We start from the raw sequence: 11843 nt of genomic DNA on the forward strand, positions 1-11843 counted from the left end.
GGCTCTATTCCTCGCTTACGTGCAGCGCGACGTCGAGCTTCTCGTCGCCGGGCCCGATCCGAGTGCCGGCGATCGACGCCGCGCCGAGCGCATCCAGGCCCACTGCGACTCGGATATAGCCATCGTCCGGCGATAGCCCCGTCGTCGGATCGAAGGCGACCCAGCCCAGCCCTTCGACATGCGCTTCGGCCCAGGCGTGCGGCGCCGATTGCGCGGTGTCGCCGTCACGGTGATAGCCCGAGACATAGCGTGCCGGCACGTCGAGGGCGCGCGCGGCGGTGATGAACATCTGCGCCACGTCGCGCGACGTGGCCTTGCCGCGCAGGAACGCCTCGGCCGCAGTGACGCCGGTATCGGCGGCATCGGGCACGCAGGGAAAGCGCGCGTGGAGCGCGGCGTTCAGCCGGTGCATCCGGTCGAGAATGTCGCTGCTGCCGGCGATGCTGTTGGCGGCGAAGCTCGGGAGCTCGTCGCCGGGCGTCGTGCGGGCGGTGTTCCGCAGGTACAGGATCGGCGGCAGCGGCTCGCTCGACCCGTATACAAGGCCGTCGGCGTCGCCGGTCAGGACTTCGCCGGTGACGGTGATGTCGATCGCCTCGATCGGTCCCTCGGCATAGAGCATCGTCACGGCGTTTCCGAAGCCGTCGGTGGTATCACGCATCCGGGCATCGCAATCGACGCCGATCATCCAGCTTACCACCGTCTGGTCGCGCGTGTCGCACGGCGTCAGGCGCAGCATCTGCACGAGCCGCGCCTGCGGCTTCGAGAAGCGATAGCGGGTGCGATGTTCGACTGCGATTCTCATATGAACCTGAACTGCCGGGCGATGGCTGCGTCGAGCATCGCGTTCTCGCGGATAAATGCTTCGAGATATTCGTGGAGGCCGCTGACGATGACTTCGGATGTTCGCGTCTTCTGCATCCGCGCCATGCGCGCGCGCGCCATACGATCGGCCTCGCCCTGCAGGCCGGTGCGCTTGGCGAGCTGGCTGAGCAGCTGGACGGCTTCCTCGACGCAGGCTGCGAGGCTACGCGGCAGCTCGAAGCGGCTGATCAACAGGTCGATGACGTTGGCGGGCTGCAGCCCGTCGCTGTACAGCCAGCGATAGGCAGTCACCGCCGAGACGGTCTGCAGGATCGTCGTCCATTGGTCGCGATCGACGACGCCGCCCACCGCTTCGTCCTCAGGCAGGAGCAGATGATATTTGACGTCGACCAGCCGTGCGGTGTTGTCGGCGCGCTCGATCGCGGCGCCAAGCTGGATCAGCCAGGTCGCTTCGTTGCGCATCATCCGGTGGATCGAACCCTCGAAGCCGCGGGTCTCGCCCTTGACCTGCTCGACCAGGTTGAGCGTCTGGGTGGCGCCCCCGGTCGATGCCCGATTCTGGAACAGCCACCAGGCGCGGTTGATCGCGGTCCATGCCTCGCGGGTGAGCGCGGTGCGCACCGCGCGGGCGTTGTGGCGCGCCATTTCGAGGCAGCGGATGATCGAGCCGGGATGGCTGGTGTCGAGCGTCAGGAAACGCGCGACATGGCTCTGGGTAAAGCTCTGCCCGGTCGCGGCGAAGGCCTTGTCGGTATAAGTGACCGCGAGCGCACTCTGCCATGCCGCTTCGCCCGCGGGCCGCGCGGAGAGCGCATCGAGCCGCACGGTCGCCTCGACGAGCCGCGCGATGAAATCGGCACGCTCGACATAGCGGCCCAGCCAGTAGAGCGCGGCCGCGGTGCGGGAGAGCATCAACATGCGGCTAGCCCTGCCCTTGCGACTGGGACTGCGAAGGCCCGCGATCGTCCATCAGCACGAAGCTGTCCTTGGTCCCGCCGCCCTGGCTGGAATTGACCACCAGCGATCCTTCGCGCAGCGCGACGCGGGTCAGCCCGCCGGGCACGACATGAACCCCGTCGCTGCCGGTCAGGACGAAGGGGCGGAAATCGACATGGCGCGGGGCCAGCCCGGAATCGGCCATCGTCGGCACGGTTGACAGCGCCAGCGTCGGCTGCGCGATGTAGCGATGCGGCTCGGCGATCAGCGCGGCGCGGAAGTCGGCAATCTGCGCCTTGGTCGCAGTCGGCCCGACGAGCATGCCATAGCCGCCAGATCCGTCGACCAGCTTGACCACCAGCTGCTCCAGATTGTCGAGCACGTACTTCAGCGCCTGCGGCTCGCGGCAGCGGAAGGTCTCGACATTGGGCAGCTTGGCTTCGCCGCCCGAATAGAATTTCACGATCTCGGGCATATAGCTGTAGATCGCCTTGTCGTCGGCGATGCCATTGCCCGGCGCATTGATCAGCGCAACATTGCCCGCGCGATAGGCAGCGATCAGCCCGGGCACCCCCAGCATCGAATCGGGGCGGAAGGTGAGCGGGTCGAGATACTCGTCGTCGATGCGGCGATAGATCACGTCGACCTTCACGCGACCGGCGATAGTCTGCACCCAGACGATGTCGTCGTCGACCACCAGATCGGCCGCTTCGACCAGCTCGATTCCCATCGAATCGGCGAGGAAGCTGTGCTCATAATAGGCCGAGTTGAAATGGCCGGGCGTGAGCACGACGCAGACGGGCTTGGGATTGTTGCCCGGCGCCACAGACCGCATCGTTTCCAGCAGCATGTCGGGATAGCTGTCCACTGGCGCGACGCGGAAATCGCGGAACAGCTCGGGGCACAGCCGCAGCATCGCCTCGCGGTTTTCGAGCATGTACGACACGCCCGAGGGGGTTCGGGCATTGTCCTCGAGCACATAGAATTCGTCGGGGCCGACGCGGACGAGATCGATCCCGCAGATATGCGCCCACACCCCGTGCGGCGGGCGGATGCCGGCGACTTCGGGGCGGTATTGCTCGTTGCGATAAACGAGTTCGGGTGGAATCAACCCTTCCTTGAGGATACGGCGCTCGCCGTAAATATCCTCGAGGAACGCATTGAGCGCTTGCGTGCGCTGCACCAGCCCCTCGCACAGCCGCGCCCATTCGTGATGGAGGAAAACGCGCGGCACGATGTCGAACGGGATGATCCGCTCGGCGGCATCGCTGTCGCCATAGACGGCGAAGGTGATGCCCAATTGCCGGAATGCGGCCTCGGCGGATTGCTGGCGGCGCTGCAGTTCGGACGCCGGCGTGTCCGCCACCCATTGCGATAGCGCAGCGAATTCGGGCCGCGGCGCCTCAGGCCCGCCATGCCCCCAGATCTCGTCGAATGCCCCTGCTGCCATCAACGCTCCCAAGTGCAGCAGATCGCTGCAAGTTCCATGCTGCAACGCTTTGTTGCGTTGCACAAGAGGGCGTCATTTAGACTCCCCCCCCATCGGGGGAGGGAAGGGGCCCGCCGCGAAGCGGTGGGAAGGGTGACGGAGATTTCTTAGTCTGGGTACTTCACCGAACAGCCATAGGGCCGCGATTCCGGCACCGACACTGGCTTGCCCGCGCGCATCTCGCCCAGCGCGGCGAGCACATGGTTGCGCGCGCCGGCGATGTCGGCCTTGTTGGCGGTCGGCTTGTCGTCGATCGCGCCGTTATAGGTCAGCCTGCCCTTGGCATCGATGATGTAGATCTGCGGCGTCGTCTTCGCGCCATAGCCCTTGCCGATCAGTCCCTGCGGATCGAGCAGATAGGCGCTCGGCCGGGCGCTCTGGCCGGCGACGAACTTCTGCGCCTCTGGCCCGCTCATATGCCCCTGCTTGCCCGCCGCGCCCGAATTGATCGTCAGCCACACCGCGCCCTGCGCTACGGCGGCCGCCTGGGTTTTCTGCATGTTGCCGCTCTCGTAATGCTTCTTCACGAAGGGGCAGCCGGGGTTGTTCCATTCGAGCACCACGGTCTTGCCGCGATAGTCGGAGAGATTGACGATCTTGCCCGCCATGTCGAAGGCGCGGAAATGCGGCGCCACCGCGCCGATGCCGGGTTCGGCGGCGAGCGGCACGGCGACAGCCGCCACGCATGCCAGCGCGATTCCAGTGCAGACCAATTTGCGCATGTGCATCTCCTCGTCAGCCCCCGCTCGACAGGTTTCGCAGCATCGCCTGGGTCAGCACCTGGGGCAGGACCTCGGGCTCTGCGCTGCCCGGCTTGTACCACAAATAGAGCGGCACGCCTGCACGATTGTGCCGTTCGATGAAGCGGCCGAGCACAGGATCGCCATTGGTCCAGTCGCCGACGAGCACCGCCACCTTGTGCTGCGCGAAGGCTTCGGTGACCGCTTCGGTCTCGATCGTGCCCTTCTCGTTGACCTTGCAGGTCACGCACCAATCGGCAGTGAAATATGCGAAGACCGGGCGGCCGTCGGCGCGGAGCTGCGCGAGCCGGGCCTCGCTGAATGCCTCGGCGCCGGCAATAGCCGGACGTTCGGCGCCGGCAGGTGCCGGCCGGACCAGCGCCAAGGCGGCGAGCGCGAGCAGCAGCAGCGGCAGTGCAGGCAGCCAGGCGCGCGCCGCGCCGCGGGCTTGGCGTCGGCCGGTCCACCACAGGCCGAACGAGGCGGTCAGTGCGGCGCCGAGGCCAAGCGCCATGCCGTCCACGCCTGCCTGCCGCCCGAGCACCCAGGCGAGGGCGAGCGCGGTCAGGAACATCGGCACCGACAGGATGTGGCGCAGCGTCGCCATCCACGCGCCGGGCTTTGGCAGTCGCCGGCGAAGCGCGGGGATGAAGCCGAGCAACAGGAAGGGCAAGGCGATGCCGAGGCCCAGTCCGCCGAAGATCGCCAGCGCCGCCGGCCAGGGAAGGATCAGCGCCGCGCCCAGTGCCGCGCCCATGAACGGACCCGTGCACGGCGTCGCGACGAACGCCGCCAGCATCCCGGTCATGAACGATCCGCCATGGCCGCGCGACGATGCGCGGTTGACGAAGCTCGGGGTGGGAAGCTCGAACAGCCCGGCGAGGTTGAGCGAGATCCCGGTGACGAGCAGCAGCAGGAAAAGGATTACCCGCGGGTCCTGAAGCTGGAACGCCCAGCCCACTGCGGCGCCGCCGGCACGCAGCGCGAGCAGCGCGCCGCCCAGCGCGAGGCAAGTCAGCACCACGCCAGCGGTATAGGCCAGGGCTTCGCCCCGCGGGTTGCCGCTATCGTCGCCCGCCTTGACCAAGCTCAGTGCCTTGAGGCTGAGAATCGGAAAGACGCAGGGCATGATATTGAGGATCACGCCGCCGACCACCGCACCCAGGAATGCGAGCAGCGCAGTGACGATCCAGCCTTCCGACGGGGCGGCGGCGGCGGTCGCTAGGGCCGATGCGGAAGGCGGCGGAACGGTTCCGGGCGAAGCGGACAGCGCGAACCCCTGGCTGCCGAAGGCGAGCACACCTTCGATTGCCGGCAGGCTGCGCTTGGCGGGAGTTTCGACGACGATCCGGTCGCCGTCACGCACTACGCGCTGGGGCGCGGCATAGTCGATCGCACCATCGGTGACCGGGAAGAAATAGCCTTCGCCCGAGACCGTAGCGGCGGCGGGGAAGGGAACGCCCAGCCGGAAGATATTGCCATCGACCTGATAGGTTGCCTGTGAGCCGAGCGGGCGGGGCAGCGCGGCGCGCCAGGCATCGAAGCGAGCGCGGCGGTCTGTAGAGACCGCGCCGTCACCGATCGTCAGCGCGGTCGCCAGCTCGGCCTTTTCGGGGACGCAGATTTCGTTGGTGCAGACCAGGTAGTCGAGCTTGACCTTGACCGGGAACGCCGTGCCGGGCTGGGCCCCGAGCGGCAGCTTGAGCGTGACGAACTGGGCGAACGGCGCCTCGTAGACATAGTTCATCAGCCCGCCGATGATCAGCCGATGCGGCACCGGATAGCGCAGCGGGCCTGCACTCGCCCCGGCGGGCAGCGTCCATTCGGCGCGGGCGGGCAGGCCGGCATCGCCGGGGTTCTGCCAATAAGCGTGCCAGCCCTTCTGCGGCGTCGAGGCGAAGGCGAGGGTGACTTCGCTGCCCGGCGCGGGCCGATCGGTCTCGGCGACCAGCTCGATGCGGACGTGCGGGCCCTTGTCCTGCGCCGACGCAGGGGCCGCTACAAACAGTGTCGCGAGCGACATCAGCACGAAACGAATCCACACCATGTCCTGTCCTTGCTCAGGATCGACCGATCGACAATAGCTGGGCGTATAATCCCTCGACTGGAGTCTGCTCCGCAATGAAGTTCGTGCCCATCGCAGCGCTCGCGCTGCTCGCCGCCACGCCCGCAGCCGCCCAGCAGGCGCCGGCACCCGCGCCGCAGACTCCGCCCAAGCTGCTGGTGGTGATCTCGGTCGATCAATTCTCGGCAGACCTATTCGCCGAATATCGCAGCCAGTTCCGCGAGGGTTTCGCGCGGCTGCTGTCGGGCGCGGTATTCCCGTCGGGCTATCAGAGCCACGCCGCGACCGAGACCTGCCCGGGGCATTCGACGATCCTCACCGGCGCACGGCCGGCGCGCACCGGGATCATCGCCAACGACTGGACCGACTTCAGCGCGCCGCGCGAGGACAAGACGGTCTATTGCGCCGAGGATGAGAGCGTCCCAGGCAGCAATTCGAAAGAATACACCGTCTCGGACAAGCATCTGAAGGTGCCGACGCTCGGCGAATGGATGAAGCTTGCCGACCCCGAGAGCCGCGTCGTCTCGGTCGCCGGCAAGGATCGCGCCGCGGTGATGATGGGCGGGCACAAGGTTGACGAGCTCTGGTGGTGGGGCGGCAAGAGCTTCGTCTCCTATGCCGGGCGCGCCGAGCCGGCGATGGTCACCCGCGTCAACGCCGGGGTGACCGAGCGGATCGCCGAGGCGCAGGAGCCGATGGCGCTGACGCTCTTCTGCCAGGCACGCAGCCGCGCGATCCCGGTGACGACGACGATGTCGGTGGGTGACGGACGCTTCGCGCGCGCCGCTGGCGACATCCGCGGCTTCCGCGCATCGCCCGAATTCGACGAGGCGATCCTCGCGCTCGGTGCCGGGCTCGCCACCGACATGAAGCTGGGGCAGGGCGCGCATACCGACCTGCTGATCGTCGGCGCTTCGGCGACCGATTATGTCGGCCATGGCCTGGGCACCGAGGGCAGCGAGATGTGCCTGCAGATGGCCGCGCTCGACCAGGCGCTGGGCAAGCTGTTCGCAGTGCTCGACCGGAGCGGCGTTGACTATGCCGTGGCGCTGACCGCCGATCATGGCGGCCATGACCTGCCCGAGCGCAACCGCGATCACGCCGCGCCGATGGCCGTGCGTGTCGATCCGGCGCTGTCGGCGACCGCGATCGGCAAGCAGGTTGCAACGAAGCTGGGGATCGCCGGGCCGACCCTGGTCGGCAGCACGGCGGGCGACGTCTATTTCGATCCCAAGCTGACCAAGGCGCAGCGCATCGCGGTGCAGGCCGAGGCGATCCGGCTGTATTCGGCGCACCCCCAGGTCCAGGCAGTGCTTACGCGCAGCCAGATCGCGGCGACGCCGGCGCCCAAGGGACCGCCTGAGACGTGGAGCCTGCTCGAGCGCGCCCGCCAGTCCTATGAACCGTCGCGTTCGGGCGATCTCGTCGTCGCGCTCAAGCCGCGGGTAACTCCGATCGCCAGCCCGGGACCCGGCTATGTCGCGACGCATGGCAGCTTCTGGGACTATGACCGCCGCGTGCCGATCCTGTTCTGGCGCAAGGGCATGACCGGGTTCGAACAGCCGCTGTCGATCGAGACGGTGGACATCGCACCGACCCTGGCCGGACTGATCCATGTGCCGGTGCCAGTGCAGATCGACGGGCGGTGCCTGGATCTCGACTCGGGGACGGGCAGCACCTGCAACTAGGATTTGGCGAGCCAAGTTTTACGGTTTTTACGGTGAACCAGCAATCTTGTTGCGTGTAGTTGTAACAATCGTTCGTTTGCGGGTGAGGATTTTCGACGGTTTCAAAGAGCGAAGGAAAGAGCGTCGCACGGGAAATCCTACATTGCGAGGGGTTCTCCCTCTCCCCTAGTGGGAGCATCGGGTCGGTCATGCCCCCGGTATGACCTAAACAGCGCGGAGCGCTGTTTACCCTGATGCTGGAGGGAGCCGATTAAATCGGCGGTTGGGTGAGGGGAATGTGACTCATCAGACGTCCCCCTCATCCTCCCACGCCTTCAGCGCGCGCCTTCCTTCTCCCACAAGGGGAGAAGGAGCTTATCTCCGCTCGAAGGCCCGCATCCCGCTCAGCCGGTTGTTGCTCAGCTCGATCGTCGAGCCGCTGAGATCCGCCACGAACGCCGGGTTGGCCGGCGCGCCGGGCGCCATGCTGGCGGTATTGTCCTCCACCCGCAGCCCGGCGGACGGATAGGTCCGGCCCTCGGCCGCCACCACGATCAGCCCCGAATGATTGTCCTTGCTCTTGCCCTGGACGAAGGTGTTGCGCGCGATCAGCCCGGTGCCGCCTTCGGACAGGTCGATCATGTAGTTGGTCTTCTTGCCGGCGCTGTCGTCGAAGCTCGAATCGGTGATGCTGACCCGGCGCGCGCGCAGCTTGACGTAATGCCCGCCGGTGCCGCGCTCGAAGCGCGAGCGGGTGACCGAGACGTCGCCGTCGACCGCGAGATAGATCGCATGGCTGCAATTCTCGGTCTCGCACTGGCCGAGGCCGGAGAAAGTGGTGCGATCGATGCTCACGCGGCGGACGGTCTCGTGCCCGCCGCCGAGGATGCCTTCCTGGCTGTCGAGGAACATCGAGTTGGTGATCGTCAGGTCGCCCATCTCATGGCGGATGCCGGCGCCGTTGCCGTCGGAGACCGCATAGCCGCGGAAGACGATGCCATCGATCGTCGAGCCGCGGCCGCGCAGCACGAAGCCGGCTTTTTCCTCGCAGACTTCCTTTTCGAAGATCACCGTGCCGGGCTGGCGCGCCTTGAACGTGATCTTGCCGCCCGTCTGGACAGTGCATTGGCGATAGGTGCCCGGCGCGATCAGGATCGTCGCATCGTCGTCGCGGATCGCAGTGACTGCCTCGTCGATCGAGGCATAGCCCTGACCGGTCTCGGCGACGACGAACGGGGCAGGTCGCTCCTGCGCGGCGGCAGGGGCGGCGAGGGCGAGGAGTAGAATGGAAGCGCGCATGCCGCGACTATGCGCGACAGGTGGAAAGACCGGGTTAACCCGTGCGGAGGAGCCGGCGGGCAACCGGCTCCTCCTCCGGTTCCCTAGAACCGGATGCCGACGCCGGTGGTGACCTTGTTCGAGGTCACGCCGCTGGCATAATCGGTGTAGCGATATTCGCTCTTCCAATAGGCGCTGGGGGTGAGCTTCACTTCGACGCCGGCGCCGACCAGCACGCCGTCGAGATCGTCCTTCACGCTGGTGGTAACGCCGGCGACGGTCTGATCCTCGCGCAGCTGGAGATTGGCATAGCCGACCTTGCCATAGAGCAACGCATTGGGGGTGATCGGAGTGCCGATCCGGCCGGCAAGCGTGAGCTCGCGACGCTTGCGCAGCTCGCTGCCATCGGTGGCGTTGCCGGAGGCGAAGCGCACGTCGGAGAGGTTCACGCCGCCTTCAATACCAGCGATCAGGTTCGGCACGATCGCCGCGTCATAGCCGAGCGCGATGCCATAGCCGAGGTCGGACTGCTTGGCCTTGCCGTCACCGCCGAGGGTGGCGAGATCGAAGCGCAGCTGGTCGAGGCCGATGCTGGCTTCGGCGCGCGGGCCGGTGAAATCAGTGGCGTCCTGCGCGAAGGCGGGGGTGGCTGCGAACATCGCCGCGGTGAGGAGGAGGATGTGAAGCCTGGTCATGAAATACTCCTGTACTGGCGCGCCCGAAGGGGGACCGGGCGCTGGGAGCCAGTTGGGGAGCAGGAGTCTCGGCTGGATTTCGGTTCGTTGCGGGAGTGCGCGGGTTTGTGTCGGGCCTTCGACTCCCCTCCCTGCAAGGGAGGGGCAGGGGGTGGGTGCGAGCGTAGCGAGCCCATCGAGCGGCTCGGAAATAAAGAAAAGGTCGGGCATCGAGCCCGACCTTTTCTTACCCACCCCTAGCCCCTCCCTGAGAGGGAGGGGAAATCGGGCCTACCCCCGCAGCATCTTGATGATGCCGGAGAAGTCGAGCGTCGCGCCTTCGCCATTGGCGAATTGCTCGTAGAGCTCCTCGGCACGCGCGGCCATCGGGGTTTCAGCGTCGACGCTGGCGGCTGCTTCGAGGGCCAGCTTCAAGTCCTTGAGCATCAGCGCGGCGGCGAACCCGCCTTGATAGTCGCGGTCGGCCGGGGTTTCCGGGCCGACGCCGGGGACCGGGCAGTAGCTCGTGATCGACCAGCTCTGGCCCGAACTGACCGAGGCGATGTCGTAGAGCTTCTGCAAATCGAGCCCGAGCTTCTCGGCGAGCGCGAAGCTCTCGCACGTCGCGATCATCGTCGCGCCGAGCATCATGTTGTTGCAGATCTTGGCGCCCTGGCCCGCGCCGCCGGCGCCAGCGTGGATGACGGCCTTGCCCATGTCCGACAGGAAGGGCTCCGCGCGGGCGAACGCCGCTCCGCTGCCACCGACCATGAAGGTGAGCGACCCGGCATTGGCGGCGGCGATTCCGCCCGAGACAGGGGCGTCGACTGCGGCGAGGCCGTGTGCGGCGGCGGCTTCGGCGACGCGGCGCGCGGTGGCGACGTCGATCGTCGAGCAGTCGATCAGGATCGCGCCGGCATCGGCGTGCGGCAGGATGTTGCCGGTGTAGACGGCTTCGACATGGCGGCCGGCGGGGAGCATCGTGATCACCGCCTCTGCGCCCTCTATCGCGGCATTGGCGTCCTCGGCGGGGAGGCAGCCGGCCTTCTTCGCCTTGTCGAGCGCCTCGGCCGAGAGATCGAAAGCGCGGACGTCGTGGCCCGCTTTTGCGAGGTTGGCGGCCATCCCGCCGCCCATGTTGCCGAGCCCGATGAATGCGATGCGTGCCATTACGGTCTCCAATTTCCCCGAGCGGTGAATAGCGTCGCACCGAGCCAGAACACCCCGCTCATCAATATTGCGGCGAGGTAGAACCACCAGGGTGCGGCTGGCTGTCCCTGGTGCAAGTTGAGCACCGTAACGGCCGCCAACACCCCCAGGAACAGGATCACGGACCTGCGCATCGAGCGGCCTACCCGGCCGAAAAAAGCTGCCCGTGCGTCTTTCACTTCAACGACCCGTCCAGTTGCCCGGACGTTTCTCGACGAAGGCCGTCATGCCTTCCTTCTGGTCCGCGGTGCCGAACAACGCATGGAATAGCCGGCGTTCGAACTGGACGCCTTGCGCCAGATTGGTCTCGAACGCCGCGTTGACCATTTCCTTGTTCGCCAGCACTGCCAGCGGCGCCATGCCGGCGATCGTCGCGGCGGTCTTGACTGCGTCGTCAACTAGGTCGGCCGCCGGAACGATGCGTGCGACCAGCCCGGCGCGCTCGGCCTCGGCGGCGTCGATCATCCGGCCGGTTAGGCACATCTCCATCGCCTTGGCCTTGCCGACCGCGCGCGCGAGCCGCTGCGAGCCGCCCATGCCGGGGGAGACCGCGAGCTTGATCTCGGGCTGGCCGAACTTCGCCGAGTCCGCGGCGAGAATGAAGTCGCACATCATCGCGAGTTCGCAGCCGCCGCCCAGCGCATAGCCGGCGACTGCGGCGATGATCGGCTTGCGGGTGCGGGTGAACGCGTCCCAGCCGGCGAAGAAGTCGTGGCCGTACATGTCGGCAAAGCCCTGCGCCTGCATCTCCTTGATGTCGGCGCCCGCGGCGAACGCCTTTTCGCTGCCGGTGATCACTGCGCAGCCCTGCGCGGAATCCTTGTCGAACGCGGCCATGGCGTCGAGCAGTTCGGAGAGGATCTGGCTGTTGAGCGCGTTCAATGCCTGCGGGCGATTGAGCGTGACGAGCGTGACGGCGCCGCGCTGCTCGACGAGGATCGTTTCGTAGGCCATTTCTGC

10 protein-coding genes are annotated in these 11843 nt (G+C 66.9%); 1 reads left to right on the forward strand and 9 read right to left on the reverse strand.

All coding sequences use genetic code 11. From position 1 onward, the window contains the following. Window positions 1-4: 4 nt before the first annotated feature. From BXU08_RS18280 to BXU08_RS18300, 5 genes are all read right to left on the reverse strand, one after another. Window positions 5-805: a transglutaminase family protein gene (locus tag BXU08_RS18280; protein WP_077511440.1), complete on the reverse strand. Its 801-nt coding sequence runs from the start codon at window positions 803-805 to the stop codon at window positions 5-7. Beyond that, window positions 802-1737 carry an alpha-E domain-containing protein gene (locus BXU08_RS18285; RefSeq protein ID WP_171982621.1) on the reverse strand — a complete coding sequence of 312 codons (936 nt, stop codon included), beginning with the start codon at window positions 1735-1737 and terminating at the stop codon, window positions 802-804. The genes BXU08_RS18280 and BXU08_RS18285 overlap by 4 nt, the downstream gene beginning before the upstream one ends. 10 nt (window positions 1738-1747) lie before the next feature. Continuing rightward, the gene (locus tag BXU08_RS18290; RefSeq protein WP_171982572.1) at window positions 1748-3211 is read right to left on the reverse strand and encodes a circularly permuted type 2 ATP-grasp protein; all 1464 of its coding nucleotides are present in this window, start codon (window positions 3209-3211) and stop codon (window positions 1748-1750) included. A gap of 146 nt (window positions 3212-3357) precedes the next feature. Further along, on the reverse strand, window positions 3358-3972 hold the full coding sequence (locus BXU08_RS18295) for a redoxin domain-containing protein (RefSeq protein ID WP_150125574.1): 615 nt from the start codon (window positions 3970-3972) through the stop codon (window positions 3358-3360). A 13-nt stretch (window positions 3973-3985) separates the two neighbouring features. Beyond that, window positions 3986-6037, reverse strand: a complete 2052-nt coding sequence (locus BXU08_RS18300; protein ID WP_077511446.1) for a protein-disulfide reductase DsbD — start codon at window positions 6035-6037, stop codon at window positions 3986-3988. Window positions 6038-6111: 74 nt separating this feature from the next. Here BXU08_RS18300 and BXU08_RS18305 point away from each other — a divergent pair, with 74 nt between their 5' ends. Continuing rightward, on the forward strand, window positions 6112-7743 hold the full coding sequence (locus BXU08_RS18305) for an alkaline phosphatase family protein (RefSeq protein ID WP_077511448.1): 1632 nt from the start codon (window positions 6112-6114) through the stop codon (window positions 7741-7743). Window positions 7744-8097: 354 nt separating this feature from the next. Here BXU08_RS18305 and BXU08_RS18310 read toward each other — a convergent pair whose 3' ends face one another. The 4 genes from BXU08_RS18310 to BXU08_RS18325 all read right to left on the reverse strand — a co-directional run bounded on the left by BXU08_RS18310 (window position 8098) and on the right by BXU08_RS18325 (window position 11837). Then, the gene (locus tag BXU08_RS18310; RefSeq protein ID WP_077511450.1) at window positions 8098-9021 is read right to left on the reverse strand and encodes a right-handed parallel beta-helix repeat-containing protein; all 924 of its coding nucleotides are present in this window, start codon (window positions 9019-9021) and stop codon (window positions 8098-8100) included. Between the two features lie 83 nt (window positions 9022-9104). Continuing rightward, a complete protein-coding gene (locus tag BXU08_RS18315) occupies window positions 9105-9695 on the reverse strand; it encodes an outer membrane protein (RefSeq protein ID WP_171982573.1) in 591 nt (196 codons plus the stop codon). Between the two features lie 270 nt (window positions 9696-9965). Further along, entirely contained in the window at window positions 9966-10844 is an 879-nt protein-coding gene (gene mmsB, locus BXU08_RS18320) for a 3-hydroxyisobutyrate dehydrogenase (RefSeq protein ID WP_077511454.1), read from the reverse strand. Between the two features lie 219 nt (window positions 10845-11063). Next, the gene (locus BXU08_RS18325; protein ID WP_077511455.1) at window positions 11064-11837 is read right to left on the reverse strand and encodes an enoyl-CoA hydratase; all 774 of its coding nucleotides are present in this window, start codon (window positions 11835-11837) and stop codon (window positions 11064-11066) included. Between the last annotated feature and the right edge of the window lie 6 nt (window positions 11838-11843).

Source organism: Sphingomonas sp. LM7 (assembly GCF_002002925.1).
Classification (GTDB): Bacteria; Pseudomonadota; Alphaproteobacteria; order Sphingomonadales; family Sphingomonadaceae; genus Sphingomonas.

Bases quoted from the DNA above. Each gene is read 5' to 3' on its own strand.
- BXU08_RS18280 (WP_077511440.1), bottom strand. From the start codon at position 805: ATGAGAATCGCAGTCGAACATCGCACCCGCTATCGCTTCTCGAAGCCG.
- BXU08_RS18285 (WP_171982621.1), bottom strand. From the start codon at position 1,737: ATGCTCTCCCGCACCGCGGCCGCGCTCTACTGGCTGGGCCGCTATGTC.
- BXU08_RS18290 (WP_171982572.1), bottom strand. From the start codon at position 3,211: ATGGCAGCAGGGGCATTCGACGAGATCTGGGGGCATGGCGGGCCTGAG.
- BXU08_RS18295 (WP_150125574.1), bottom strand. From the start codon at position 3,972: ATGCGCAAATTGGTCTGCACTGGAATCGCGCTGGCATGCGTGGCGGCT.
- BXU08_RS18300 (WP_077511446.1), bottom strand. From the start codon at position 6,037: ATGGTGTGGATTCGTTTCGTGCTGATGTCGCTCGCGACACTGTTTGTA.
- BXU08_RS18305 (WP_077511448.1), top strand. From the start codon at position 6,112: ATGAAGTTCGTGCCCATCGCAGCGCTCGCGCTGCTCGCCGCCACGCCC.
- BXU08_RS18310 (WP_077511450.1), bottom strand. From the start codon at position 9,021: ATGCGCGCTTCCATTCTACTCCTCGCCCTCGCCGCCCCTGCCGCCGCG.
- BXU08_RS18315 (WP_171982573.1), bottom strand. From the start codon at position 9,695: ATGACCAGGCTTCACATCCTCCTCCTCACCGCGGCGATGTTCGCAGCC.
- mmsB (WP_077511454.1), bottom strand. From the start codon at position 10,844: ATGGCACGCATCGCATTCATCGGGCTCGGCAACATGGGCGGCGGGATG.
- BXU08_RS18325 (WP_077511455.1), bottom strand. From the start codon at position 11,837: ATGGCCTACGAAACGATCCTCGTCGAGCAGCGCGGCGCCGTCACGCTC.